This window comes from Rahnella variigena, assembly GCF_003610915.1.
In the GTDB taxonomy this organism is placed as follows: domain Bacteria; phylum Pseudomonadota; class Gammaproteobacteria; order Enterobacterales; family Enterobacteriaceae; genus Rahnella; species Rahnella variigena.
The window spans coordinates 2,788,673-2,815,238 of the sequence record NZ_NSDJ01000001.1 but is presented as its reverse complement, the minus strand read 5'-3'; the positions used below and the strand labels follow the sequence as shown (position 1 = coordinate 2,815,238).

Annotated in this window: 19 protein-coding genes; 2 read left to right on the top strand and 17 right to left on the bottom strand. The window is 53.7% G+C overall.

All coding sequences use genetic code 11. The annotated features are described in order from the left end of the window. Nucleotides 1–32: 32 nt before the first annotated feature. The 5 genes from CKQ54_RS13140 to putP all read right to left on the bottom strand — a co-directional run bounded on the left by CKQ54_RS13140 (nucleotide 33) and on the right by putP (nucleotide 6,647). Nucleotides 33–1,088, bottom strand: a complete 1,056-nt coding sequence (locus tag CKQ54_RS13140) for an N-acetylmuramoyl-L-alanine amidase (RefSeq protein ID WP_279630528.1) — start codon at nucleotides 1,086–1,088, stop codon at nucleotides 33–35. A gap of 272 nt (nucleotides 1,089–1,360) precedes the next feature. Then, nucleotides 1,361–2,656: an iron uptake transporter deferrochelatase/peroxidase subunit gene (gene efeB, locus CKQ54_RS13135; RefSeq protein WP_120163466.1), complete on the bottom strand. Its 1,296-nt coding sequence runs from the start codon at nucleotides 2,654–2,656 to the stop codon at nucleotides 1,361–1,363. Nucleotides 2,657–2,813: 157 nt separating this feature from the next. Beyond that, on the bottom strand, nucleotides 2,814–3,941 hold the full coding sequence (gene efeO, locus CKQ54_RS13130; RefSeq protein ID WP_165353144.1) for an iron uptake system protein EfeO: 1,128 nt from the start codon (nucleotides 3,939–3,941) through the stop codon (nucleotides 2,814–2,816). Between the two features lie 44 nt (nucleotides 3,942–3,985). Then, nucleotides 3,986–4,837, bottom strand: coding sequence for an iron uptake transporter permease EfeU (efeU, locus tag CKQ54_RS13125; protein ID WP_120162753.1), 852 nt, complete (start codon nucleotides 4,835–4,837; stop codon nucleotides 3,986–3,988). 325 nt (nucleotides 4,838–5,162) lie between these two features. Then, entirely contained in the window at nucleotides 5,163–6,647 is a 1,485-nt protein-coding gene (gene putP / locus CKQ54_RS13120; protein WP_120162752.1) for a sodium/proline symporter PutP, read from the bottom strand. Between the two features lie 524 nt (nucleotides 6,648–7,171). Here putP and putA point away from each other — a divergent pair. Further along, entirely contained in the window at nucleotides 7,172–11,158 is a 3,987-nt protein-coding gene (putA, locus tag CKQ54_RS13115) for a trifunctional transcriptional regulator/proline dehydrogenase/L-glutamate gamma-semialdehyde dehydrogenase (protein WP_120162751.1), read from the top strand. A 198-nt stretch (nucleotides 11,159–11,356) separates the two neighbouring features. Here putA and CKQ54_RS13110 read toward each other — a convergent pair whose 3' ends face one another. The 4 genes from CKQ54_RS13110 to flhB all read right to left on the bottom strand — a co-directional run bounded on the left by CKQ54_RS13110 (nucleotide 11,357) and on the right by flhB (nucleotide 16,770). Next, the gene (locus CKQ54_RS13110; protein WP_120162750.1) at nucleotides 11,357–12,934 is read right to left on the bottom strand and encodes an ABC transporter substrate-binding protein; all 1,578 of its coding nucleotides are present in this window, start codon (nucleotides 12,932–12,934) and stop codon (nucleotides 11,357–11,359) included. 186 nt (nucleotides 12,935–13,120) lie between these two features. Beyond that, nucleotides 13,121–13,537 carry a flagellar protein FlhE gene (locus tag CKQ54_RS13105; RefSeq protein WP_120162749.1) on the bottom strand — a complete coding sequence of 139 codons (417 nt, stop codon included), beginning with the start codon at nucleotides 13,535–13,537 and terminating at the stop codon, nucleotides 13,121–13,123. 1 nt (nucleotide 13,538) lies between these two features. Next, a complete protein-coding gene (flhA, locus tag CKQ54_RS13100; RefSeq protein ID WP_112287876.1) occupies nucleotides 13,539–15,623 on the bottom strand; it encodes a flagellar biosynthesis protein FlhA in 2,085 nt (694 codons plus the stop codon). Further along, nucleotides 15,616–16,770 (bottom strand): flagellar biosynthesis protein FlhB, encoded by a 1,155-nt coding sequence (gene flhB / locus CKQ54_RS13095; RefSeq protein ID WP_120162748.1) that lies wholly within the window; start codon nucleotides 16,768–16,770, stop codon nucleotides 15,616–15,618. Before flhB ends, flhA begins: the two co-directional genes overlap by 8 nt. A 585-nt stretch (nucleotides 16,771–17,355) precedes the next feature. Between flhB and CKQ54_RS13090 the strand changes: the two genes are divergently transcribed. Next, nucleotides 17,356–17,907, top strand: a complete 552-nt coding sequence (locus CKQ54_RS13090) for a tyrosine-type DNA invertase (RefSeq protein WP_112287875.1) — start codon at nucleotides 17,356–17,358, stop codon at nucleotides 17,905–17,907. A 130-nt stretch (nucleotides 17,908–18,037) separates the two neighbouring features. On the opposite strand, the gene CKQ54_RS13085 is transcribed toward CKQ54_RS13090, so the two are convergent. The 8 genes from CKQ54_RS13085 to CKQ54_RS13050 form a co-directional block, all read right to left on the bottom strand. Continuing rightward, nucleotides 18,038–18,688, bottom strand: a complete 651-nt coding sequence (locus CKQ54_RS13085; protein WP_112287873.1) for a helix-turn-helix transcriptional regulator — start codon at nucleotides 18,686–18,688, stop codon at nucleotides 18,038–18,040. Nucleotides 18,689–18,763: 75 nt separating this feature from the next. After that, nucleotides 18,764–19,477 carry a response regulator transcription factor gene (locus tag CKQ54_RS13080; RefSeq protein WP_232829840.1) on the bottom strand — a complete coding sequence of 238 codons (714 nt, stop codon included), beginning with the start codon at nucleotides 19,475–19,477 and terminating at the stop codon, nucleotides 18,764–18,766. An 86-nt stretch (nucleotides 19,478–19,563) separates the two neighbouring features. Further along, on the bottom strand, nucleotides 19,564–20,121 hold the full coding sequence (locus CKQ54_RS13075; RefSeq protein ID WP_120162747.1) for a fimbrial protein: 558 nt from the start codon (nucleotides 20,119–20,121) through the stop codon (nucleotides 19,564–19,566). Nucleotides 20,122–20,153: 32 nt separating this feature from the next. Then, nucleotides 20,154–21,242: a fimbrial protein gene (locus tag CKQ54_RS13070; protein ID WP_167459635.1), complete on the bottom strand. Its 1,089-nt coding sequence runs from the start codon at nucleotides 21,240–21,242 to the stop codon at nucleotides 20,154–20,156. A 14-nt stretch (nucleotides 21,243–21,256) separates the two neighbouring features. Then, nucleotides 21,257–23,815 (bottom strand): fimbria/pilus outer membrane usher protein, encoded by a 2,559-nt coding sequence (locus CKQ54_RS13065; RefSeq protein ID WP_120162745.1) that lies wholly within the window; start codon nucleotides 23,813–23,815, stop codon nucleotides 21,257–21,259. 101 nt (nucleotides 23,816–23,916) lie between these two features. Further along, on the bottom strand, nucleotides 23,917–24,603 hold the full coding sequence (locus tag CKQ54_RS13060; RefSeq protein ID WP_120162744.1) for a fimbrial biogenesis chaperone: 687 nt from the start codon (nucleotides 24,601–24,603) through the stop codon (nucleotides 23,917–23,919). 89 nt (nucleotides 24,604–24,692) lie between these two features. Continuing rightward, on the bottom strand, nucleotides 24,693–25,214 hold the full coding sequence (locus CKQ54_RS13055; protein WP_120162743.1) for a fimbrial protein: 522 nt from the start codon (nucleotides 25,212–25,214) through the stop codon (nucleotides 24,693–24,695). A gap of 496 nt (nucleotides 25,215–25,710) precedes the next feature. Next, nucleotides 25,711–26,259, bottom strand: a complete 549-nt coding sequence (locus CKQ54_RS13050; protein ID WP_095922315.1) for a tyrosine-type DNA invertase — start codon at nucleotides 26,257–26,259, stop codon at nucleotides 25,711–25,713. Nucleotides 26,260–26,566 lie beyond the last annotated feature (307 nt).

The window sequence follows — 26,566 nt, the reverse complement described above, 5'->3', positions numbered from 1 at the left end:
TTCAGATCCTCCGCAAGCACGCTGAATTTTACTCAGCTCAGCAGATTGTTTTTCTTTTCATTGATGAAGTAACTGTTAATGCCATCTGCCAGCGCACGGGCCATTTTCTCCTGAAAGACCGGTTCGCCGAGCAGTTTTTCTTCCTGTTTATTGGTGATGAACGAGGTCTCCACCAGCACCGAGGGAATGCGTGGAGATTTTAAAACCGCAAAACCTGCCTGCTCCGGATGCGGGCTGTGCATGTGATGGACTTTGACGATATTCGCCGCCAGATGCGTGCCAAAATTCATGCTGCGATGAATGGTTTCGTGCTGGTCGAGATCAAACAGCGTTTCTTTAAGATATTGATCGTCGGTCTTAAAATCGTTGTCGTACAGCACGTCTGCACTGTTTTCACTTTGTGATAAATACCGCGCCATCGCGCTGCCTGCTCCGTGCTCTGACAGGGCAAAAACCGACGCGCCCGACACCTGATCGTTAGTAAACCCGTCGGCGTGGATGGAAATAAACAGGTCCGCCTGGTGCTGATGCGCCAGACTGACGCGGTGATACAACGGGATAAACACGTCGTCCTGACGCGTCAGCACTGCATGAATACCGTACTGTTTATCCAGCAACGTTTGCAACCGTCTGGCGATGTGCAACACCACGTGTTTTTCGTAAGTGCCTTCATTGCCGATCGCACCCGGATCCTTACCGCCGTGACCGGGATCGATCATCACCAGCAGCGGTTTCTCAGCGCGCGGCGTGGTGGTGGTGACTGGGATTGTCTGCGGCAAATTCTGCGCGGCATTCTGTTCAGTGATCGAGACTTTCAGCACGCCATTCTCCGTACTGCGCGTAATCACTGGTTTACCCTTCACCTGCAAAACAATACGCGCCACGTCCGGGCTGAAATGGGCAAGACGCCCTTCTGCCACCCACGGGAATTTCTGCCGCACCACGGTCAGCGCATGTTCCAGTTCTGGGGGAAAAGACGTCACCGGCATGTCGATCACCACCCGCTCCGGCGCGCTAAGCGTAAACACGCGACAACGCTTATCGGCTGCGGGTAATTCAACGTGGATCTGACTGGCATCCGACGTCATGGTAATACGTACCGCCTTTTGCGCAGCGTAAAGCCGCGGCGCCGTCAGCGACAGTCCTATACCGAAAATCAGCAGTTTTCTGCGGGAATGGTTGATGGTCATAGCAATCTCAGAACTGGCATCGTGATAAATCATTTACGCGATTTATCATCATGACATTACTGAGATTTTCAGGAATTAAGCGGAGTATTAACAGGTCGTGAATTGCGTAACCAGCCGTAAAAAGCATTTCAGGATTGAGTTCCTCCCCCTTCGCAGCGGGAGGAGCTCAATTATGCTTCGATCAAAGATTGTCCGAGGTAGTGACTTTCATCTTTATTGCCCGGCAGCGTGAAGAAAAAGCCGCCGCCATTCGGGCGGATGTATTCTTCCAGCGCTTCACCGTTCAGGCGTTTTTGCACCGTCAGGAAGCCTTTTTCCAGATCATGCTGATAACAGACAAAAATCAGCCCCATTTCCAGCTGGCCGGAATTGGTCACGCCCAGCGAATAGCTGTAACCACGACGCAGCATCAGATTGTCGTCGGTTTCTTTAGTGCGCGGATTAGCCAGCCTGATATGCGCGTCCAGCGGGATCACTTTGCCTTCCGGGTCTTGGGTGTAATCGGGCACATCGTGCTCTTTTTCCATGCCCAGTGGCGCGCCGGTGGCTTTATGGCGACCAAAAATGGATTGCTGTTCCTGCAACGGCGTGCGGTCCCAGAATTCCACTTTGAACGGGATCAGACGTGTCACCTGATAGCTGCCACCCGTTGTCCAGGCTGGCTCTGCCTGATCTGGCGTCACCCAGATGGCTTTATCCATCAGCGGCTTGTCTCTGGAATCCGGATTGGCCGTGCCGTCTTTAAAGCCCAGCAGGTTAATCGGCGTCTCTTTGCCCTGACTGCGCGCGGCATGAGAAGAGATAAAGCCGTCACGACGCCAGCGCACGCTGAGCAAATCCGGCGTGTATTTAATGATGTCGCGCAATGCGTGAACCACGGTATCGCTGTTGTTGGCGCAGATTTGCAATGACAGGTCACCGTGACACAGTTTCGCATCAAGGGAATCATTCGGAAAACGCGTCATGCGGCTTAATTTCAGCGGCTTATGCGGCGCCAGTCCGAAACGTTCATCAAACAGTGATTCGCCGACGGACAATGTCATGGTCAGGTTATCGGGATAAATTTCAGCGCCCATCACTCCGGAATCCATCGGCGGGAATTTCGGATCCAGTGACGGCGCGGTGCCACCGGTAGTCAGAAATGCAAAACGGGAATCCAGCAGACGGAATAAACGCTCCAGATCAGCTTTGTTGGTGGCCAGCACGTCAAAGGACACCAGCATCATCGAGGCCTGCTGCGGCGTTAAAATTCCCGCCTGATGTTCGCCATAATACGGTTGCTTGCCCCAGCGTTCGTCGGGGGAAACGGTGCCTGGCGTGAACTCTTTTTTTGCTCCGGGTGCTTTCTCAGCCTGCGCAGTCGCTGCACCGCCCAGGGCAAATGCCCCGCCTAACAATCCCACGCCTTTTAACAAGCTGCGGCGTGAAGAAGAAACGTCGTCCTGATTATTGTTTTTGTGACTCATTGCTATGCCTCGGTGTAACGCTCCTCCCCCTGCGAAGGGGGAGGTTGGGAGGGGGTATTAATAACAAAACTGGGGGTTAGGCACACTTTAGCCGCTGAATTTTACTTTAATACCCCACCCCAACCCTCCCCTTCGCAGGGGAGGGAGCTTAAGAGTATCAATCTAAACCAAGCACACCGCGCAGTTTAGCCAGATCTTCAGCCAGCGTGGTGATCGGGCCTTTCATGGCGTTACGGTCGGCATCGGATAGTTTTTCGTAGTTCTCGTAACCGTCTTTGGTTTTGTATTTATCCAGCAGAGAATCGACAGTTTTGAAGTTTGCGTCGATTTTATCCAGCAGCGGCTTGTCGGCTTTTTCCAGCAGCGGACGCAGCAGGTTTACGATTTTCTGCGCGCCGTCGAGGTTAGCGCGGAAATCCCACAGGTCGGTGCGGCTGTAACGGTCTTCTTCACCGCTGATTTTGCTGGCTGCCACTTCTTCGATAAGCCCTGCTGCACCGCCGACCACTTTACTAGGCGGGAAGGTCAGGTCAGTGATACGTTTTTGCAGATCAACCGTGTCGGTATACAGCTTGTCAGCAAAAGGCTCCGCGCCTTTAGTGGTTTTATCTGCGAAGAGGATTTTCTCCAGACGGTGGAAACCGGTGAAGTTTGGATCTTCCGCTTTTTTCTCGAAATCGTCTTCACGGGCATCAATGCTGCCGTCCAGATCTGAGAACAATTCCGCGATGGGCTCGATGCGCTCATAGTAAACGCGGGTCGATGCGTAAAGAGACTGCGCTTTCGCCAGGTCGCCTTTCTTAATAGCATCGGTGAACGCTTTGGTGTGGGAAACCAGTTCGCCAACCTGCTGAGTCACATACACTTTATATTCTGCAATCGGCCCGACCAGCGCCATCGCGTCCGGTTTAGCGGAAGCCGCCGCGCCTTCTGCGGTCACGGTCAGTTTGCCCTTCGGATTGCTCAGCAGGCCGCAGGTCATGTCATATTCGCCCGGCTCCAGATTGGCGGTCATTTTCTGAGTGAAGCCCGGCGCGACGTTTTCACGCTCTTCCACCACCATCACGCCTTTCAGAATTTCCCATTCCAGGTTCTTCTGGCTGTCGTTGTGGATAACAAACTGTGTTTTACCGGCCGGGACGCTCAGCGCCATCGGTTCACACTGTTTATCGTTGACAGTAATTTTGACCTGACGAACGTCGGCTGCCAGTACGTTTGCGCTCAGCGCAAAAGCCGGCAGAGACAGCAGTGCAATCTGTAAAGCTTTACGGCGAAAATGTGGCATGTACAACTCCATGGCAAAGGCAAGGTGATGAGAAGTGGATGAAATCAACGTTGTGTTTTTTGCCCGGCAGAGGCCGGGGCGGCCACAGAGGATTTTCCCTGAGGCATGAAAAAGAAGAACAGCGCCGGGATCAGGTACAGGAAATAGACCAGCACTTCGCTCACACTTGGCGCTTCCTGATAACCAAACATCCCTTCCAGCAAGGTGCCGAACAGGGAATGCGTGGAGAGCGTATTACTCAAATCAAACGCAATGTCCTGTAAACCGTTCCACAATCCCGCTTCGTGGAATGCGCGGATCGCACCTGCCGCCAGACCGGCCGCAACGAAGAGGATAAACAGGCTGGTCCATTTGAAAAATTTTGCCAGATGCAGTTTCACACCGCCGTAGTAGATGAGGAAACCCAGCACGATTGCCGCGCCCAGCCCGAGCATGGCGCCGATGGGTGCAGCTATTCCCACGTCTTGCTGGAAAGCCGCCAGCAGGAAAAACACCGATTCCAGGCCTTCACGCGCGACGGCAAAGAACACCATAGCCACCAGCGCCCAGCCCTGCCCGCGCCCGGAACTGAGCGCATTATCAATTGCGCCTTCCAGATGCACCTTGATGGAACGCGACACTTTGCGCATCCAGAACACCATGTAAGTCAGAATGCATACCGCGACCACGGCGACGATGCCTTCAAATATTTCCTGCTGCTTTTGCGGAAATTCACCGGTGGTGGCGTTGATGAACAGCCCCAGCGCCAGACATAACGCCGCAGCAACGAACACGCCAATCCAGACCACACCGAGCCACTGCCCGCGTTGCGTCCGTTTTAAATAGCTGGCGATCAGGCTGACAATCAGCGCCGCTTCCAGCCCTTCGCGAAACATAATGAGAAACGGAACGAACATAGCGATAACTCCTGACCCCATGAATCGGCAAAAACTGTAAGGGCTCTGTAAAGAAAAGTAAAAAGAAACGATAGTGATTATCATTCTTGCCAAAAGAAATACAAGAGGTAACCGACCCTTTTTTGCAGGCGTCCGTGGAAATGCGCATGAAATGACAGAGCGGGATTTTCTTTAATGAAACGTCTGATGAAACACGTGATGAGAAGCGTGATGAGAAGTGTGGCGGGAGAGTCTGATAAACGGGGTCAGACGACCCCGTTCGGCATTGTTGTAACGGCTAAAAAATCGTTACGGCAAAATGTGTTACGGCTATAAAGGCCGCGTGTTAAATGGTGTTGTATTCTGCTTCCGCCGTCGTGAAACGCTCTTCCACCGCAGCAGAAGGTTTGCGTCCCATCAGGCTGACAATCCAGATTGCCAGCGAAGCAAAGATAAAGCCCGGAATGATTTCGTACAGTTCAGTCCAGCCATATTGTTTCCACAAGATAACCGTGACCGCACCGACGATCATGCCCGCGAGTGCGCCGTTACGCGTCATACGTTTCCACATCACCGAAATCAGGATAACCGGACCAAACGCCGCACCGAAACCAGCCCACGCGTAACTCACCAGACCCAGCACCCGGTTTTCAGGATTGGCTGCCAGCGCAATCGCTACCAGCGCAACCACCAGCACCATCAGACGACCAATCCAGACCAGTTCACGCTGACTCGCGCCTTTACGCAGGAACGCTTTGTACAAGTCTTCTGTGATCGCACTGGAACACACCAGCAGCTGGCAGCTCAGGGTACTCATCACCGCAGCCAGAATGGCGGACAGCAAAATACCGGCGATCCACGGGTTGAACAGGATTTTCGCCAGTTCGATGAACACGCGCTCACCATTTTGGGTCACGTTGCCCGCTTCACCCGGATTATTGCTGAAGTATGCAATCCCGAAGAAGCCCACTGCGATAGTGCCGGCCAGACAAAAGATCATCCAGGTCATACTGATGCGACGTGCGCTGCGGATAGTGTGATGAGAATCGGCGGCCATGAAACGCGCCAGAATGTGCGGCTGACCAAAATAGCCCAGCCCCCAGCCCAGCAGTGACAAAATCGCCACCAGATTCATGCCTTTAAACATATCGGTGTACTCAGGGTTTTTGGCCTTGATAACCATCATTGAGGTATCAATACCGCCCACGGCGAGGATAACGATCACCGGCGTGAGGATCAGCGCGAAAATCATCAGGCTGGCCTGCACGGTATCTGTCCAGCTGACCGCCAGAAAACCGCCGATAAAGGTATAAATGATGGTCGCTGCCGCACCGGCCCACAGCGCCGTCTGATACGTCATGCCAAAGGTGCTTTCAAACAGACGCGCACCGGCCACGATGCCGGAAGCGCAATAAATGGTGAAGAACACCAAAATCACGATTGCCGAGATAATACGCAGCAGCTTGCTGGAATCTTCAAAACGGTGGGTGAAGTAATCCGGCAGCGTCAGTGCGTTATTGTTGGCTTCGGTATGCACACGTAAGCGCCCCGCCACCAGTTTCCAGTTCAGATACGCGCCGATCGTCAGACCAATCGCAATCCAGCTTTCGGAAATTCCGGAAATAAAAATCGCGCCCGGTAACCCCATTAACAGCCAGCCGCTCATATCAGAAGCACCGGCTGAAAGCGCGGTCACCACGCTGCCTAAACTGCGTCCACCCAGAATATAATCATCAAAGTTTTTGGTTCGTAAATACGCGATGAGTCCTATCAAAATCATCCCGAAAATATAAACACAAAACGTCACCAGCATCGGTGTGTTCATTGTCATTCCATTCTCCACTTTCTTCTTATTTGCGATGTTGTCCGGCACCTGTCTGTCCTGACGCCTTTCTTAGGAAAGACGGTCAAAAGCCTGCCGGGGCGAGATGATGGCTGAAACCGGCAAAGGTTTCAGCATTACTCTCCATATTTTTATCGTTACGCGTCATTAGTCAGCGTCTTAAGTAGGGTTGTTATTCAAAAATCCTGTCGTGCCGGATACTGGTTCAGCGGCAACGACTTTTCAATTGTTTTAACAATTTCGATACTTAAAATTCACTCTCCATCACAGTTATTTTGTATCCGGGTTGCACGTTGCAACTGCGTAAGTTGCACCTGCTGCACCCCTTCTGTTTAGCGTAATATCAGTCAGACAGGCTTTTCCAGACGCCGCATTTTGTTAAAAATGCCAAATAAATCACATCAGGCATACTTCGTGCATTAACAGGGTTGCACAAGGTTGCAACATAGAAGATATTGCTTGCCATAAAGATAATGAATTCACCTGAACCTTTTCATATGGAGTGGTTGCGCATGGGTATGACAACGATGGGCGTGAAGCTGGACGAGAGCACACGCGACAGGCTAAAAGAGGCGGCGCTTAAAATTGACCGCACGCCGCACTGGCTGATTAAGCAGTCGATTTTTTCTTATCTGGAACGTCTGGAAAATGGTGATGCTTTGCCGGAGATCCCGGCGCTGAACGGCGCAACTGCCGGCGAAAGCGACGAGGCTGCCTTACCGGCGGTTCAGGAAACGCATCAGCCGTTCCTTGATTTTGCCGAGCAGATTTTACCGCAGTCGGTCAGCCGTTCCGCCATTACCGCCGCCTATCGTCGTCCCGAGCCTGAAGCGGTTTCTATGCTGCTGGAGCAGGCCCGTTTACCTGCCCCGCTTGGCGACGCTGCGCTGAAACTGGCCGCCGACATCGCCACAAAACTGCGTAACCAGAAGAGTGCAAACGGTCGCGCCGGGATGGTGCAAAGCCTGTTGCAGGAATTCTCCCTGTCTTCTCAGGAAGGCGTGGCGCTGATGTGTCTCGCCGAAGCCTTATTGCGTATTCCGGACAAACCAACGCGTGACGCGTTAATCCGCGACAAAATCAGCAATGGCAACTGGCATTCTCATCTGGGCCGCAGCCCGTCGCTGTTCGTCAACGCCGCCACCTGGGGTTTGCTGTTCACCGGTAAACTGGTGGCGACACATAACGAAGCCAGCCTGTCGACATCCCTCAACCGCATTATCGGTAAAAGTGGTGAGCCGCTGATCCGCAAAGGCGTGGATATGGCGATGCGTCTGATGGGCGAACAGTTCGTGACCGGTGAAACCATCGCTGAAGCGCTGGCGAACGCGCGCAAACACGAAGAGAAAGGCTTCCGTTATTCCTACGATATGCTGGGTGAAGCCGCGCTGACGGAAAAAGATGCGCAGGCGTATTTACAGTCTTATCAGCAGGCCATTAATGCCATCGGTAAAGCATCTAACGGTCGCGGCATTTATGAAGGCCCCGGAATTTCCATCAAACTTTCCGCCCTGCATCCGCGTTACAGCCGCGCGCAGTACGAACGTGTGATGGACGAGTTATACCCGCGCCTGCTTTCCCTGACCTTGCTGGCGCGCAGTTACGACATCGGCATTAACATTGACGCCGAAGAAGCAGACCGTCTGGAAATCTCCCTCGACCTGCTGGAAAAACTCTGCTTCGAACCGGAGCTGGCGGGCTGGAACGGCATCGGCTTTGTGATCCAGGCTTACCAGAAACGTTGCCCGATGGTGATTGATTATCTGACCAATCTGGCGCAGCGCAGCCGTCGTCGCCTGATGATCCGTCTGGTTAAAGGCGCGTACTGGGACAGCGAAATCAAGCGTGCGCAGGTTGAAGGTCTGGAAGATTATCCGGTCTATACCCGCAAGGTTTACACCGACGTTTCTTATCTGGCCTGCGCCCGTAAATTGCTGGCGGTGCCAAACCTGATTTATCCGCAGTTTGCGACGCACAACGCCCACACCGTGGCGGCTATTTATCAGCTGGCGGGTAACAACTATTATCCGGGTCAGTATGAATTCCAGTGCCTGCACGGCATGGGTGAACCCCTGTACGAGCAGGTTGTGGGTAAGATTTCCGAGGGCAAACTGAACCGCCCTTGCCGTATTTATGCGCCGGTCGGCACACATGAAACGCTGCTGGCCTATCTGGTGCGTCGTCTGCTGGAAAATGGCGCGAATACTTCATTCGTTAACCGTATCGCCGATGCCACATTGCCGATTGAAGAACTGGTTGCCGATCCGGTGCTGGCCGTTGAAGCGCTGGCCGCCAGCGAAGGTCAGGTCGGATTGCCGCACCCGCGTATTCCCCTGCCGCGTAATCTTTACGGCAGTTCTTATGGTACAGCACGCGTGAATTCCGCCGGTCTGGATATGTCCAGCGAGCACCGTCTGGCTTCCCTTTCCAGCGCCCTGCTGCAAAGCGCCAGCCATCCGGTAAAAGCCCAGCCGATTATTGATGCACAAACTGACGACGGCGAGTTCCTGCCGGTGCGCAACCCGGCGCAAAACAGCGACATCGTCGGGTACGTGCGCGAAGCAACGGAGGCCGAAATCAGCCGTGCGCTGGACGCTTCTGCTGCCGCCGGTGCCATCTGGTTTGCGACGCCTCCCGAAGAGCGTGCCGCAATCCTGCAACGCGGTGCAGAACTGATGGAAGCTCAGCTGCAAAACCTGCTAGGCGTACTGGTGCGTGAGGCCGGAAAGACCTTTAATAACGCCATCGCCGAAGTTCGTGAAGCCGTGGACTTCCTGCATTATTACGCCGGTCAGATCCGTGAAGATTTCGCTAACGACACCCACCGTCCGCTGGGCCCCGTCGTGTGTATCAGCCCGTGGAACTTCCCGCTGGCCATTTTCACCGGTCAGATTGCGGCGGCACTTGCTGCCGGTAACAGCGTGCTGGCGAAACCGGCGGAACAGACGCCGCTGATTGCTGCATTAGCCGTGGGCATTCTGCATGAAGCCGGGGTTCCGGCTGGCGTACTGCAACTGCTGCCGGGTCAGGGTGAAACCGTCGGTTCGCAACTGGTGAATGACGAACGCGTGCGCGGCGTGCTGTTTACCGGCTCGACAGATGTCGCAGGTATCCTGCAACGCAACATTGCCGGTCGTCTTGATCCGCAGGGGCGTCCGACGCCGCTTATCGCCGAAACTGGTGGTCTGAATGCAATGATTGTCGACTCCTCCGCACTGACCGAACAGGTGGTGACGGATGTGGTTGCCTCGGCATTCGACAGTGCCGGTCAGCGTTGTTCCGCCCTGCGCGTATTGTGTATTCAGGACGACGTAGCCGATCACACGCTGCAAATGCTGCGCGGTGCGATGGCGGAATGCCGCATGGGTAATCCGGAACGTCTGTGTACCGATATCGGGCCGGTGATCGACGCCGAAGCCAAAGCGGGTATCGAAAAACACATCGATGCGATGCGCGCCAAAGGCCGCACCGTGTATCAGGCGGCGCAGGAATTTGCCGCCGATCAGCAGGAATGGCCGCACGGCACCTTTGTGAAACCTACGCTTATCGAGCTGGAAAGTTTCGATGAGATGAAGAAAGAAATTTTCGGACCGGTACTGCACGTGGTGCGTTATGCCCGTCAGGATCTGGATAAGCTGATCGGTCAGATTAATGCGGCCGGTTACGGCCTGACGCTGGGTATTCATACCCGCATCGATGAAACCATTCATCGTGTCACGCAGCAGGCGCACGTCGGCAATATGTACGTGAACCGCAATATGGTCGGCGCAGTGGTTGGCGTGCAGCCGTTCGGTGGCGAAGGATTGTCGGGCACCGGCCCGAAAGCCGGGGGGCCGCTGTATCTGTATCGCCTGCTGAGCAGCCGTCCGCAGGATGCCGTGCAGCAAACGTTGCTGCGTCAGGACAGAGAGCTGCCGCTGGATACGTCCGTACGTGAAGCGTTGCTGGCACCGCACCGTGCCCTGCAACAATGGGCAACGGAGCAGAAACACTGCGAGGAGTTAGTGGCAGTTTGCGAGCGGTTCGCGCACACCAGTCAGGGCGGCACATTGCGCACCCTGCCGGGGCCGACCGGCGAACGCAACACTTACGCATTGCTGCCGCGTGAACGTGTTCTGGCGCTGGCCGATAATCAGGAAGATGCGCTGACCCAGCTCGCAGCAGTAACAGCTACCGGTTGCCGCATTCTGTGGCCGGATGCGCCGCTGCAACGCGACCTGTTCAATACTCTGCCGAAAGCCGTGCAGGAACGCGTTGATTTCACCAAAGACTGGCAGAACGACGCGCTGGTGTTTGATGCGGTGGTTTATCACGGTGACGCCGATCAGCTGCGCGAACTGTGCCAGACCATCGCCCAGCGTTCCGGGCCGATTATCTCGGTACAGGGTTTTGCGCGTGGGGAAGACAACATCCTGCTGGAACGTCTGCTGCATGAGCGTTCATTAAGCGTGAACACGGCGGCGGCGGGCGGGAATGCCAGCCTGATGACCATCGGCTAACCACGGGTAAACATCAGGAAAAACTGACGTGCTCCTTCCGCTGATTATTGCGGCAGGAGCACGATTTTTTAGTACCGCAACTGCGTTCTGAGCCCTGTTCCGGTGCGATTTGCCAGCCGGTAATGGTGTAAACCGAAAGGCGCTCGATCAGTCCGACCGGTAAAATATCCAATGAAACAGTAACAGATAACCGGATATTTACTCCTTGCTCACCGTATCAAGATACAGCTGACTGCCCGCCACGTTCTGACTCGCGCCCTTCACGTTGTCACGGATTGCCACCAGCAATTTGCTCTGCAACGCCACCACGAACGGTGAACTTTTTTGCAGCTCACGCTGTAAATCGGCATACAGCGCTTTGCGTTTTTCCGGGTCAGATTCTGCCGCAGCAGCGCGTGTCTGTTTGCTGATTTCCGGGATCACCCACTGAATACGCTGAGCCAGCGTTTTCGGGCCATCCGGCACGTTATACGCAAAGGTGCTGGCATTGGTGTTCGGATCGAGATAATCCGCGCCCCAGTAGGTGAAGATGGACTGGAATTTGTGCGCCCGCATACGGGTCAGCACGTCGCTTTCTACCAGCGGATGTACCACTAAATTGATGTCGGCTTTGGCAAAACTGGCCTGCAATGCCTGCGCGATATCAGAATATGGCGGCTGGTTAATGACGATTAGATCTATTTTAGTGCCCGGCGCGATACCGCCTTTGCTGAGAATGGCTTTGGCTTTCGCCACATCATATTTGAATGGCTGGTCATCAATGGCACCGGCCAGACCGTCTGGCAGGAAGGTCTGATGAATACCGTACTGGCCTTTGAGCAGGTCAGTCGAAATCCCCTGATAATCCACCAGCCAGCGGGCGGCTTCCCACAATGCCGGATTTGCCAGCGCTGGTTGTGTGGTATCGCCGACGTTAAACGCCAGATAGAACACTTTCGCCGCCGGGAACTGCGCGACATGCACGCCCTTCTCTTTTTGCAGCGAGCTGAACTGGTCTGCACCCAGATCATACGCGACGTCCGCATCTCCGTTCAGCACCAGCAACCGGCGGGTGGACGGGTCGCCGACGTTTTTAAACAGCACGTTTTCCAGTTTAGCTAAAGGCTTCGCATTCTGATTTCGCTTCAGGATTAACGCCTCATGAGGCACATAGTTACGCACCTCAAACGGACCGCTGCCTGCTGAACGCGAACGCAGCCAGCTGTTGCCGAAATCGTTCTGTTCGGCATGTTCTTTCAGCAGTTTACTGTCCACGATACCGGCGACAGGCGCGGATAAGATACTCAGCACTAACCCGCTGCCGATATCGGCAGGCCAGCTGAGCTGCACTTTATCGTCGCTCAGTTTTTTCAGATTGCCGTCGACGTTCTCCGGCGTCCAGCCCAGTTCCCCCAAAATAAATGACGGGCTTTTATTGAGTTTGACCACGCGGGTAAACGAGTAAATCACGTCGTCTGCCGTCAGCGGATTACCGCTGGCAAATTTCTGGCCGGGCTTAAGGGTAAAGATCAGGCTGTGTCCGTCCGGCCCCGGCTGCCAGCTGGCGGCAGCATCAGGATCCAGCTTATCAGGATGCTGACGGTCAGACGCCACCAGTTGCTGATACAGATTGACCAGATTGCCGGAGCTGACCGTTTCAAAACTTTCAGCCGGATCCAGGCTGATAATACCTTCGAGCGAACCGGCTACCACCAGCGTATCCGCAGGCGTTGCGGCGTCCACGCGGGTAACCGCCATCATGAGCAAAAATAACAGGGAAGGAACACGGACTTTCATTGAGGTCATACTCCACAGGTGAAAAAAGCAATTTTTTCGAGTGTAGAGTGTCGGCGGCACCGCCAGAACCATGAAATAACGCTATGTATTTCAGGAAAATAGATTAAGACGCAGGATTAAGAAAACAGAACCGGGAATGGAGGATTGTACGAACGGGATATGTGGCGCACCGCAATGCGCCCTGCTTTACTGATAGTTAACGATCACCTGATTGCTCACCACCCGCAGCGGCGTATTCAGCGCACCGGAACCGGGCACGAAATACACGAATCTCAGCGGAGAAATAGCGGCCTGACCATAAAAGGATTTCGTCATTCCGCCTTCAGCATCCAGCATCACGCAGTGATTTTGCGTATTACACAACTGCACCTGCAAGCCCGCCGGTCTTGCGCCTAAAAGCTCAACCTTCCAGCTGACACTGGTGATGGTCGCTGAAACCTGCTGTCTGACCGGCGCGGTGCGGGTCGCAGCCAGTGCCGCCGAGGACATCATCACGCCACGATTTTGCAGCGTGACGCCGTGGCGGGTGTCAGACCATGAGCCTGTCGCGGCCATCGCAGACAGACTCAGTGTTCCCAGCAGCAACATCACCAGGCGGCGCATATTATTCCCCGCCGATGGTGGCAGTCATACGGATCTGACGGCTGTCGGTCATTTCCAGATTCGACATCACCACGATATTTGGCAGCGAACGGCGCAGGAAGCGCGACAACAGCGGACGCAGCGCATGATTGACCAGCAGAACCGGCGGTGCGCCGAGCATATCCTGACGCTGTAACGCGGCTTCGGATTGGGTCAGCAACCGTTCTGCCAGCCCCGGCTCGAGGCCACCCCCGCTTTGCAATGCCTGTAACAGCAGGCGTTCCAGCGAGGTATCGAGGCCAATGACCTGCACTTCGCCATTACCAGGGAACCATTGCTGAGTGATGGCTCGTCCCAGCGCAACACGGACCACGGACGTCAGTTCGTTCGGATCCGGCTGATTCGGCGCGTACTCCGCCAGCGTTTCAACGATGGTACGCATGTCGCGGATAGAGACCCGCTCGGAGAGCAGATTCTGCAACACTTTATGCATGTTGGTCAGGGAAATGACGCCCGGAATGAAATCTTCCGTCAGCTTCGGCATTTCTTTGGTGACGCGCTCCATCAGTTCCTGCGTTTCCTGACGGCCAAACAGTTCTTTAGCGTGCAGGCTGATCAGGTGATTGAGGTGCGTCGCGACTACGGTACTGGCTTCCACCACGGTGAAGCCCTGAATTTGTGCCTGTTCACGCATGGCGGGTTCAATCCACACCGCCGCCAGCCCGAATGCCGGATCCACCGTCGGTTCGCCCGGCAGTTCGCCAATCGCGCTGCCCGGGTTAATTGCCATCCAGCGCCCCGGATGTGCGGTGCCGGTGCCAATTTCCACGCCTTTCATCAGAATGCGATAGCCCGCAGGCGGCAGTTCGAGGTTGTCGCGGATATGAATGACCGGCGGCAGATAGCCCATTTCCTGCGCGAATTTCTTACGGATACTGCGGATACGTCCCAGCAGCTCGCCGTTCTGCGCAAAATCCACCATCGGGATGAGGCGGTAACCGACTTCCATCCCCAGCGGATCCTCAAGCTGGACGTCCTGCCAGCTGGCTTCCACCATCTGTTTGCCGCTTTCAGCCGCCGCCGGAACCGCCTCTTTCGCCTGAGGTTTTTTCTGTTCCTGTCCGCGCGTCCACCACGCCAGTGCTAACAGACCGGCAGTGAACATCAGAAACACCAGGTTTGGCATTCCCGGCACCATACCGAGCAAGCCCAGAACACCGGCGCTCAGCATCATTACGCGCGGGTTGCGGAACAGCTGGGTGACCATCTGCTCGCCGACGTCTTCGTTGGTACCGACGCGGGTGACGATAACACCGGCAGCAGTGGAGATAACCAGCGCAGGGATCTGCGCGACCAGACCGTCACCGATGGTCAGCAGGGTGTAGCTTTCCGCCGCATGACCGAGATCCATTCCGTGTTGCAGCACACCGACCAGCAGGCCGCCGACCACGTTAATGATCATGATCATCAGACCGGCAACGGCGTCACCGCGCACGAATTTACTCGCACCGTCCATCGAACCGTAGAAGTCCGCTTCCTGCGTCACGTCGCTGCGGCGTTTTTTCGCTTCGTCTTCACCAATCAGACCGGCGTTAAGATCCGCGTCGATTGCCATCTGTTTACCCGGCATCCCGTCGAGCACGAAACGCGCACCCACTTCGGCGATACGTCCGGCACCTTTGGTGATAACCATGAAGTTAATCAGCACAAGGATGATAAACACCACAATACCGATAGCGAAGTTACCGCCGACTAAGAAGTGGCCGAAGGCTTCGATGACCCGTCCTGCTGCCGCGCCGCCGGTGTGACCTTCCATTAAGATCACACGCGTCGAGGCCACGTTCAGCGACAGACGTAATAAGGTGGAAAACAGCAGAATGGTCGGGAACGCGGCGAAGTCCAGCGTACGCTGGGTGAACATCGCCACCAGCAGCACCATGATGGAAAGTGCAATGTTGAAGGTAAACAGCAAGTCGAGGATGAACGGTGGCAACGGCAGCACCATCATCGACAGGATGATCAGGATAAGAATGGGGCCTGCCAGCACCTGCCATTGTCCGGACTTAAAGTTGGCGGGTAAACGCAGTATCGCGGCCAGATTAGCCATGGGTATCACTCTCTCCTGCTGCAAAATCCAGGCCGTCAGGCACTGGCAAATGTTGAGGTTTTTTCGGGATCAGACCACCTTCACGCTTCCAGCGTTTGAGCTGATAAACCCAGGCCAGCACTTCCGCCACAGCCGCATATAATGCCGCCGGGATCTGCTGACCAATGTCACTATGCCGGTAAAGCGCACGTGCCAGAGGCGGCGCTTCCAGCATCGGGATTTTGTGTTCGGCACCGAGTTCTTTAATGCGCAGCGCCACTTCACCTGCACCTTTCGCCAGAACCTTCGGCGCACTCATTTTGTTTTCGCTGTACTGCAACGCCACGGCGTAGTGCGTCGGGTTGGTGACAATCACGTCAGCTTTCGGCACATCGGCCATCATGCGGCGTTTTGCCATGGCACGTTGCTGCTGACGGATACGCCCTTTCACGTGCGGGTCGCCTTCCTGACTTTTATGTTCGTCGCGGATATCCTGCTTACTCATGCGCAGTTTTTTCAGGTTGCTCCAGATTTGCCAGAACACGTCGAATCCGACCATCGGCGTCAGTCCGAGTACCACCATCAGCCCGCAGAACACCACCATGTTCAGTGCTTCACCGAGCGCCGGGATGGTCGGTTGCGCCAGCAGGCGCATCATGTCCGGCCATTTATGCCACAAATACAATCCGGCGACGGTGCCTACCAGTAACGCTTTGAGAATGGCTTTCAGCAGCTCGGCCAGCACCTGTCCGGAGAATAAACGTTTAAAACCGGCAATCGGATCCATCCGGCTGAATTTGAATTCAAAGGATTTACCGCTGAACATCAGGCCGCCGAGCAGTAACGGCGCAGCAAGGGCGATCAAAATCAGACCGCCGATCACCGGCAGTAACGCCCAGACCGCACGTCCTAGCAACGTCGCCATCTGCTGCAAAACCTGACGGTCATCGCTGACCATGCCGTGATCGAATTTCAGCCCCTGAGAAATCATCACGCCAAGCTGGCGAGCCATCGATTCACCGGACATCCACAGCAACGTTAAACCGCCGCCGAGCATCAGAACGGAAGTCAGTTCGCGCGAGCGCGGGATTTGCCCTTCTTCACGTGCTTTTTCAAGCCTGTGTGCGGTGGGGGCCTCACTTTTTTCGAGATCGCTTTCTTCAGCCACCGGCGGTTCCTGTCAGCATTTACCCGGCGCATAAAAACGCGACAGGCACAATTTCAGGCTTAGCATGACAAACATCAGCAGGTTTGATGGGGAGAACAAAGGGAGGTTTTGAGGTCTTTTCCCTAAATCAAACGGGACGGCGTGCCTGGTTCAGGAAAGTGAAAATAGCGTAGGGTGCTGAGTCGTCGCCGGTAAAATTTACATTTGGCTATTTTGTGACAATCACGAAAATATCATCGCGCCGGACGCTTATGATTTACCCGCCAGTCAGACGGGGCACGCCTAATAGGAATAATCCTGGGATCCTCTAAGATTGATAAACAAAACAATTAATTATGGGGCCTGTTTAAATAACTTTTAAATTAAACAACGCAGGCAGAAAAACTAATTTCATGCATAATGATTTCCTTATTACATTATATTTTTGGGATCTAAATCCCGAAATTTAATTACATAAGCCGGCGAATAATACATAGTCTGAATAATTCATTTGCTGAATGTATAATCTAATGCTTAAATAGCTCACCATCGCGTATGAAGCACAACAACCTGTAAAATAAAAGAATTGCTCAAAGGATTAGGACAATGGCAGGGAGAAAATATCTCACTCATTTGGAAATTGAGAAACTGGTCGCCGCAACTGCGGTCGGAAAGAACGCAGTCAGAGATAAATGCATGTTATTAATGTGTTTCATTCATGGCCTTCGCGTCAGTGAATTAACAAAGTTACGGGTAAACGACATTGAGCTGGCAACGAATATAATTCACATATCCCGGCTGAAAAATGGTTTTTCGGTTCATCACCCGTTACAAATCCGCGAGGTAAAGGCAATTAAAGACTGGCTGAAAGTCCGTTCGCAATATCTTGATTCAGACACTGAGTGGTTATTTCTCTCACGACACGGTGGTCAGATCTCCCGCCAGCAGATCTACCGTTTAATACGCAACTATGGAAAACAAGCCGGTATCAATGTCAATGTTCATCCTCATATGCTCCGCCATGCCTGCGGGTTTGCGCTGGCAGATAAAGGATGTGACACCCGGCTGATTCAGGATTATCTCGGCCACAGAAATATTCAAAATACCGTTATTTATACGGCAAGTAATGCAGAGCGGTTCAGGGCCATCAATATTTAGCCGTATTGATCTGCGCCCCAAACGGAAATGCCCGCTTTAATTATGAAGGGGCATTTCCTCCCGCCCGTCGGCCTCTCCCCTTCACGGCCTGTTCATCACCTTTTTGAAGACATTTTTTAAGACCTGTTTTTTAGCACATGTTTTTCAACATCAGGAACAGCTCGGAATCGGTTTTCACTCCCAGCTTACGCATCGCATTGCATTTGTGCGCACTGATGGTTTTGATGCTCAGCTGCTTAGCTTGCGCAATTTCACGCAGGTCCATGCCGTTATAAAGATGTCGCAACACCTCAGTTTCGCTTCGCGTGATCCGTGCGGAAACCTGAATGTTTTGCTCAGTCAGACGCACCAGGTCGCAACAGATCCGCGGGCTTAAAACGCGCTTTCGGGCAAATGCCTGTCTGAAATAATCCTCTGTGTCGCTTAGCGATTCACCGCGTGCAATCAGACTGATATTGCGCTGGTTTACCAGCTTTCGCAGTTCGTTGCCGTTATGGCAAAGCGTATAGACCACCATATTCAAACGGGGAAATTGCTCACTGAGATTTAGCAGAATATCCAGCCCCTGGTGCAGGTTTTCCTGCGCGCTTTGCAGATCCGTCACCAGAATATCCACGGACTGATACATCAGGGCCTCTGATATTTTCTCCAGACATGTCTCTTTCACGCGGATATCGCAGCCGCTATCAATGGACTTAATCAGTGATGACAGTCCGGAGAGCGTCAGCGGCTGACTGTCCATCAGCGCCACGGCGCGGGTCGATGTATGAGTATGATGCATAACTCTCTTGCTCCTTGCTGCCGGGCGTCATTTCCCGGCACCGTTCCATTTGCGGATGCCCTTTTGCCACCGGGATTAATGGCTGGCAGCCGGTCCAATCTTCGCCATCCATGTGCCCTGGGCAAAGAGTTCACTGTCATTGTGAAAACCCAGTTTCATCATCGCATTACGCTTATGCGTGCTCACCGTGCGGATATCGCGATGCAGCGTCTGTGCGACGCTCGAAACGCTCATGCCCGAGAAAAGACAGGTCAGCACCTCCAGTTCACGGGCGGTGAGTGCCGGGTTTTTCATCGCGGTGGTCGTCACCAGCCTCTTTGCTTTCGGGCTCAGCCACTGTTCCCCGCCGGCCATCACGTCAAAAACACATTGCACCAGGGCCAGCTCCGGCTCGTGTTTAAGTAACACACCGTTGGCCGGAGAGGACGCCAGCAGTTCCAGCACGCGGTGATCGCTGAAATCAGTACAGATGATGATTTTCATCTCCGGATGTGAATCTTGCAGATGAGCCAGCAACCGCAGGCCATCAAGCACCGATTCCTTTTCGCCGCAGATGTCCATGATAAGCAGTGCCGGCAGTGAGCGGGCAATGGCTGCCGGAATTCCCGCAAGGCGTTGTACATAATTGACGGATTTTGTGATGCCGCAGGAACCGGTCAGTACACGCTTCATGCCCAGAGCAGTAACGGGACAAGCATCCATAATCAGTACGCCTTCCGCCGGTAAATTTGGGCGGAAAGCGTCAGGGGTAACATGACCCGGCGTGAGGTTTTCGACACTGTTCATCATAGCTTCCTTGTTTTTTCAGTCACATTCCCGACAGGGACATAATCCGGTACAAAATCCTTATTTTCCTCAGTTGCTGAGCGTTCGGCTTACTGGTAGGTAAACGTGACTTGCACGCTGCCGACAATCGTCCCCGGCGTCACCTTCCCCTGCGCGCTGTACGCACGGGCACGCATATCGAACGTGGTACTGCGGGTGGCGGTGTCAATGTTCTGAACTTTCTGCGCCGCGTTTCCCAGTGCCGTACCGTCGCTGGTTTGCAGCTGAATTTGCACCTGCGTGGCGCTGCCGGTGTTGGCGTACATGTCGCTCTCAGTCTCATCCGGTGTCCCGTTCACGGTCATGGTGGCTTCGGAGGTCGAGGCCGGACACGCCGTCAGCGCAATCGAGAAAGGTTTCCAGTCTGATGATGAGCCGGCCTCTGCCATCGACGAGGCCAGAATCTTCTGCCCCAGATCCACATTCATTCCGCCGGAAGGCAAGCTGATCGTGCACGGCGACGCTTTAATATTGCCGGTGATATTCAGCATGGTGTCCGCGCTGGCGGGTTGCCACAGCGTGCTGACCGTCAGCCCCAGCCCAAGCGCCAGAAACAGCGCTGGTGCTTTTCCCTTAGTGATTACAAATGCCGTTAAGCCTTTCATCATGGTGATATTCCCTTACCGGTCACGTCCCGGAATTACTGTATTTCTGCGCGGATAGTCGCGGTGGCGGTGAAATCACCGGTGCCCGGCTCTTTACCACTGGTGTTAATCGGAAATAAATTAATCTGCGACGTGCCCACCTGAGAGGCGTAATCCATCGTCAGCGGTAAGCGGCCGCTGAGCGGTGCCACGGTGGCGCCCGCGCTGTCCTGGATCCTGACGCCCACATCGGCGTTAGTCGTCGAGAGTGCGGTCGGATCGTTGGCATCCGGCGTTCCCTGGAAAGAGAGGCTGACATTGACGCCTTCAGAAATATTGGTGCAGGCCACGTTGAAATTGACGTTTTTCGGCGAGAAGTTTTTCGCCATCTGGCCTTTGGTGGCGATATCGCCCGACAAGATGTCGCCAAACGGTACCGTGATCACGCCACCGCCATTGATAACGCACGACTGTGGCACCGTCACTGTGCCGCTCATCCAGACGGTAGAGACAGGAACGGCCGACTGCGTCGTCGCATCAGAAGCGATATACACATCCACGACTTTGGTCAGCGGAATGGTTTGAACACCGACAAAAGGCCGGCGGAAGTAGAGTGAAATGGTGCCGCGTGCGCCGGTGGCATAAGGATATCGGGCGCAGCTGGTGGCGGTATTCTGGTTGCTGACACTGGTGAACGGCGTCGATTTATAATCGCCAAATCCCCCGGCGATATAAACCTGACTGGCCACGGCCAGAAACTCGTTAATACTGTAATAATTCAGGTTACCGTCGGTGTACGCCAGCCCGGTATCCGGTACTTTTGCGGTCACGTAACCCCCGACGTAGCTGCCGGTGCAGGAACAGGTCACATTGTAGTTACCGCTGAGGTTCCACTGATAGGCGTTGGTGACGATCTTCCCGGCCGTGTTTTGGGTCGGGTCGGTTAACAAATAACTCATGTTGAACGTATAGGATTTTGTCCCGTCCGTCGGGGCGCAGTCACCTGCCTGCGCATTGGCGCTCAACATGCCACCGGCCAGCATCAGGCCGAACAATGCGCCCTTCTTACCCGCGGACACGTGGCGGAGGATTGGCTGGCGTGGTGAAGTCACGTCTGTTGATAATTGATTCATACGATCGGTCATGTCCATGTTCCGCCTTACCGGCAGTCTCCGTTAATAAGTTGAATACCCGACGTGGCCGGTTGTTCAGGCAGGCGATAGTTCACCTGACAGGACTGCGCCGCTGAATTACCCCATTTCACTGTCAGCGTGCCGCTGTCGGACATGCCTGACAGATAAACCTGCCCGCCGTCCCCGACAATGCTGCTGTTCTCCTTGTCCCCGTTGTTCACGCCTGCGGTGGCACCAAATGGCACCGGCTCGCCGTTGGCGCGGGTCAGTGTCATCAGCACGCGCTGGCCGACGTTCGGATCAAAGTCTGCACGCACCACCGCGCCACGCGTCGGGATCACCGTGGTGCTGGTCAGTGTCATATCGACGTTGTCCGGCAAGGTTGAGGTATCAAGGGAAATCTGGTTACGGCGGTACGCCGTGGCGTAAGGCACCACCGCGTAGCCGCGCCAGTCGGTTTTAACCCCGGTATTGCTGGCGATGCTGACATCGTCGGCGCCCGGCGCTTTCACCAGCACCACCGTTTCACTCAGCGGTTGCGAGAAGGTGACGCCATTTTCGTGCAGTAAAATGCCGCCCTGCAGACCGTAATCCATACGGCGCTGGCTGCGGTCGTAGCCGTAACCGGCATTCACTTCGCCGTATCCGCCTTTATAGTCGGCGCTGGCATAGCCGTTCGCACCCTGCCCCTGCGTGGTGTAACCCTGACTGATGTTGTAATTCAAATTGTCGTCACGCAGTGCCGTGCCGCTCAACCCGACGTTATGCGAAGTGTTACCGTTTTTACTGCTGTTGAGGTTATAGGTGGCGTAACTGCCCGGCAGCCATTTGCTCAACGGCACGCTGATGTTGACGGCCACAATCTGATCGGTGTAATAGGTCCGGTTGCCGTTGCTGTCCGTACCATTGCGGTTATAGGTGTAGTTAACCCCCCAGGAAATGCCTTCCCAGGTGTTGTTGTAACCCACGCTGCCCGACTGAGTTGACCGGTTGTTATTCCAGTATTCTTCTTTCACCAGACTCAGCGAAAGCGCACCGCCCTTTTCCCACAAGTTCTGGCTCAGGGTCAGTTCAGCGCGGCTTTTCTTGTGATCGCTGTAATATCCGCTGCCGCCGGAGTAGCTTTCCAGCGCTTCCTGCAAGGTGTAAAAACCGGCAGTGGAATAGCGGTAGCTGGCCAGGCTGAAGTTGGTGCCTGACTCAACAAAGCTTTTGCCGTAACGCAGACGGTAAGACTGACCGCTGTCTTTTGGCGCGTCTTCCTGTTTGGTCCAGGCCTGCGTCACATCAGCGGAAAGCGCACCGATGCTGCCGAGGTTTTGACCCAGCCCCATCGCCACCGACTGGTATTTGCTGGCCGCCTGCAAGCCGCCATACACCGTCGCACCGTGCGATAAACCATAAATCGCGGTGCCCTGAGTGAATGGCGTCTTTTCGACGTTATCGTTATACGAGCGGTACTGACCGCTGGTGAAGCTGTATTTCAGATGTCCTTCGCGCTGAAGCACTGGCACCGACGCGAAAGGCACCACCATGTTTCGCTCACTGCCATCGGCTTCTTTAATCGTCACATTCAGGTCGCCGCTGCCCGCTGTCGGATAGAGATCTGAAATGGCAAAAGGCCCGGCAGGCACGTAACTCTGGTAGATGACATATCCGTTCTGGCGGATGGTCACCTGCGCATTACTGTTGGCAATGCCACGCACCACCGGCGAATAGCCTTTCATGCTGTCCGGCAACATGTCGTCGTCGGAGGCCAGCTGTAAACCGCGAAACGGCACCGTATCGAACACTTCGGTCGGCGAGTTACTGTCGCCTAACGTCAGCTGACTCCGCAGCGTCTGGATATCACGTTGCAAATAGGTGTTGATGGAATCCCAGTGGTCAGTGCCTTTGCTGTCGCGGTTCCAGGTGGAATAGTTACGCAAACGCCAGACACCCAGATTCGCCCCGGAACGCAGATTCAGGTAATAGGTATTGCTGTTACGCGTGTCGTTTTCCCGCGCTTCAGTGTTCGCGCCGCTGAAGCTGTAGTTCATCAGCAACGCAGGAATGCCCGGATCCCATTTATCGGGAGACACGTAACCGCGTGCCTGCGAATTCAGCGCCGCCTGGGGAATGCTCAGATCCAGCCGTTGCTGATCGAAGCGGAAAGCAGCAGAGGATTGCGCTATCGCGCCGGTGAAATTGGCACACTCGTCTGTCGCCTGGATGCCGGGGAACATGCCAATCTTCACGCCCATATCCCGCAGCAGTTCGCCGCTCAGACAGGGCTGCAGGCTTTGCTTACCGGCTGCATCCGTCGTCAGGGTAAATTTTACGTCGCGGGTATCGACCTCTGACCCATTCAGATAAATATCAACACGATAAGTGCCTGGCGGCTGTAAATCCCCCTCTTCGAAAATCGACAGATCCGCATTTCCCTGTGCCGGATTATCGATTTCCAGTAAGGCCGGGTTGAAATATTCCGCTGCGCTGGCCAGATGCGTTCCGCCCATTAACATTGCTATCTGGCACGACACCAGCCAGGCAAGCCGGGAACGCGTAAAGCCGGTCGAATTATGACTTTTCGTACTGTTCTTCATTGTGTTAATTCCATGTTGCAACGCAGCCAGAATTTCTGGCGCTACTCCCTCGCCTTCCTTGTTTACCGCCGTGACAGACTTCTGCTGGTCATTAATTCAGGTCAGAGACTGGCAATAAAAGGTTTGCTGGTGCCGCCGTAATCGTTGATGAATTGCCAGCTCAGTGATCCGCCGGTGACACCAGCCGGTAAGTCAAAACTGGCATCAGACTGCGGTGCGACCATGGTGACGTTCTTCATCGCGCTGCCATTGATTTTCACGTTGAAGAAAGTGATGTAATGCGCCGACGGATTGGTCACCTGAATGCGGTTACCGGTGCGTTTCCATGTCAGCGTTTTTGCGGACTCTTCCAGCGTACTTTTCACACCTGACGGGCGAAAAATCAGCTTGATGCGCGTTTTCACGGCAATCTGCAGGGTGTTTTCCCGCTTCTCGGCAGAAGGAATCGATTTGATATTCAGCCAGTACAGCGACTCTTTGGTCTCAGGCAAATCACCGCCCGCACGCACTACGCGCAGAATGTTTTGCTGATTACCGTCAAGGCGGAATAAAGGTGGCGTCACGATGAACGGCGCTTTGTCAGCCGGTGCTGTTTTGCCGTTTTCAGCGCCATCCACCCAGGACTGGATCAGATAAGGCGTTTTATCGGGGTTACTGATATTGATGGAGGATTCTTTCTTGCCGCCGTCATAGATGAGACGCGTGCCGCCGACCACGACACCCGCCTGTGCGGCCATGCCGAAGGTCATTAATAATGCTGCCACCGCTGTAGCGCGCCATGTTTTCATGGTGTCCCTGCCTGTCTTAACCATTCAAATAGACCAGGGGCATGCACTCCCCTGGTCTGACTTAATTCAACTGAAGCGAATCAAAAGGCTTATTGATAAACCACGGTGAACTGAGTCACGCCGTTTGCATCACCCACAGTGACTGAGTCAGTCAGGGAGATATAACGGGCGCTGAAGTCCAGGTTGTTAGGACCGGTGCTGACCAGCGGATAAACAGAGGAGTCTTCGTACAACGGAACCACTTTGTTCTGGTTGTCAGAAATCTGAATACCTACGCCTGAAGCAGTGCTGTCACCGGCAGTCAGCGCCAGCACGGTGTTGTCACCAGAAACCTGAGTACCGTCGAAACGCACGGTCGCACCGGTCACGGTGTCAGGGCAGTCGGTCAGAACTAAAGTGAATTTTTTGGCAGCGGCCAGTGAACCCGCAACAGGGAACGCGGTACGGGCGATATTGCCCAGGAAGACATCCTGGTTTTGAGAAGCAGTATCGATCGTACAAGCCGCATCTGTGATAGTGCCAGTGAAGTTAACGGCGCCATCTGCTGCAAAAGCAGAAGAAGCGAATACAGAAGAGGCGATCAGGGCAACAGCAAGAAGATTCTTTTTCACGAAATTTTTCCTATTAACATAATGCACATCGAAACACCTTTCCCGGTGTCCGAATTAGTTTTGACAAAACCATCTGTCATTCCTTTATTTAGTTCATGAGGTTCCACCCCACTTAATAAGCCGCCGGACGGGTTTAACCCCGAAACCCAAACGATTCATTTTGAACTAAAGTGACTCCTTTGGTTTATTATGCTAAATAGAGAATTCAGTGCAGAATATAATTCTTTTAAATGAGGATTCTATGAGATTAAACTAAAGCATTGACAGGCTGAGTGAGTATGGCGTGAGAAATCAAGCGAAGAGGATATAAGAAAAAACCGAGAGACTTCCGGTGTGCTGAAATAACAAATTAACTTGTAAGTAATTGAATTTTATATAGTTTTAATAAACTTCTGCGGAGGGGTGCACTCAGTATTGACAGAAATTTACCGGCTGATTAGAGTATGCTCCAATTTAGTTCAAAATGACTCCATTGAAACAATTAATTACAGGTTAACTACCAGACTTCTTTAAATCTTTTGGCGTTGCTCGCCGTATATAAAACCGTGTTCTGAATATTACGATGACCTAAATAATCCTGAATTAAGCGGGTATCAATCCCTCTGTCTGCCAGCGCAAAGCCACAGCCGTGTCTTAACATATGCGGATGGGCGTTAATAGTCAGATTAGCGGCCTGACTATAATTTCTAATTAACCAGTAAATGCGCTGTCGTGATAATTTTGAACCGCGATTAGAAAGAAACAACCAGTCGGAATCCGCACCACGGTATTGCTTTCTTTTATTCATCCACAGCATTAACGATTTCCTTTCCCGCATATAGAGAGGATGAACGGTAGAGAAGCCATTTTTTAACCGGTGGATGTAGATATTATTGCCTTCCATGTCGATATCCGAGAGCCGCCAGCTGCTGATTTCACTGACCCGGCAACCGTGGATAAAACACATCCAGATCAGGCAATAATCCCGTTCTGCGTGCCTCCCGCGCAACGTAGCCTCAAGCAGTTTCTCAACCTCAGACGGAGTCAGGTATTTACGATTTTTCATAGTGCCTCTTCATGTTCATGGTGTCCCGGATAAGTATTGATTTCAGTGGCACTCATCATTCAACACTTTTCCGTAAATGGAATTAGTGATCGCCTGCTGCACAGCGGTTCATTAATTCATCGTTTAATAACAGGGGTTTTTAATATCCCTGTGTGTTTTAAGCCCTCCTTAAAGTGATGCGTATAAAGTCAATTCACTCATTTTCAATATACGTCCTAAACCAAACGCCATCAAATAAAAGAAAATAAAAACCAAAGCTTTATGATTATCACCACTGACAATTAAGTTTATATCATATTCGCCATAA

Coding starts and splice junctions, on each gene's coding strand:
- CKQ54_RS13140 (WP_279630528.1), bottom strand. CDS start 1,088: ATGACGTCGGATGCCAGTCAGATCCACGTTGAATTACCCGCAGCCGAT.
- efeB (WP_120163466.1), bottom strand. CDS start 2,656: ATGAGTCACAAAAACAATAATCAGGACGACGTTTCTTCTTCACGCCGC.
- efeO (WP_165353144.1), bottom strand. CDS start 3,941: ATGCCACATTTTCGCCGTAAAGCTTTACAGATTGCACTGCTGTCTCTG.
- efeU (WP_120162753.1), bottom strand. CDS start 4,837: ATGTTCGTTCCGTTTCTCATTATGTTTCGCGAAGGGCTGGAAGCGGCG.
- putP (WP_120162752.1), bottom strand. CDS start 6,647: ATGACAATGAACACACCGATGCTGGTGACGTTTTGTGTTTATATTTTC.
- putA (WP_120162751.1), top strand. CDS start 7,172: ATGGGTATGACAACGATGGGCGTGAAGCTGGACGAGAGCACACGCGAC.
- CKQ54_RS13110 (WP_120162750.1), bottom strand. CDS start 12,934: ATGAAAGTCCGTGTTCCTTCCCTGTTATTTTTGCTCATGATGGCGGTT.
- CKQ54_RS13105 (WP_120162749.1), bottom strand. CDS start 13,537: ATGCGCCGCCTGGTGATGTTGCTGCTGGGAACACTGAGTCTGTCTGCG.
- flhA (WP_112287876.1), bottom strand. CDS start 15,623: ATGGCTAATCTGGCCGCGATACTGCGTTTACCCGCCAACTTTAAGTCC.
- CKQ54_RS13090 (WP_112287875.1), top strand. CDS start 17,356: ATGGCAGGGAGAAAATATCTCACTCATTTGGAAATTGAGAAACTGGTC.
- CKQ54_RS13085 (WP_112287873.1), bottom strand. CDS start 18,688: ATGCATCATACTCATACATCGACCCGCGCCGTGGCGCTGATGGACAGT.
- CKQ54_RS13080 (WP_232829840.1), bottom strand. CDS start 19,477: ATGATGAACAGTGTCGAAAACCTCACGCCGGGTCATGTTACCCCTGAC.
- CKQ54_RS13075 (WP_120162747.1), bottom strand. CDS start 20,121: ATGATGAAAGGCTTAACGGCATTTGTAATCACTAAGGGAAAAGCACCA.
- CKQ54_RS13070 (WP_167459635.1), bottom strand. CDS start 21,242: ATGACCGATCGTATGAATCAATTATCAACAGACGTGACTTCACCACGC.
- CKQ54_RS13065 (WP_120162745.1), bottom strand. CDS start 23,815: ATGAAGAACAGTACGAAAAGTCATAATTCGACCGGCTTTACGCGTTCC.
- CKQ54_RS13060 (WP_120162744.1), bottom strand. CDS start 24,603: ATGAAAACATGGCGCGCTACAGCGGTGGCAGCATTATTAATGACCTTC.
- CKQ54_RS13050 (WP_095922315.1), bottom strand. CDS start 26,259: ATGAAAAATCGTAAATACCTGACTCCGTCTGAGGTTGAGAAACTGCTT.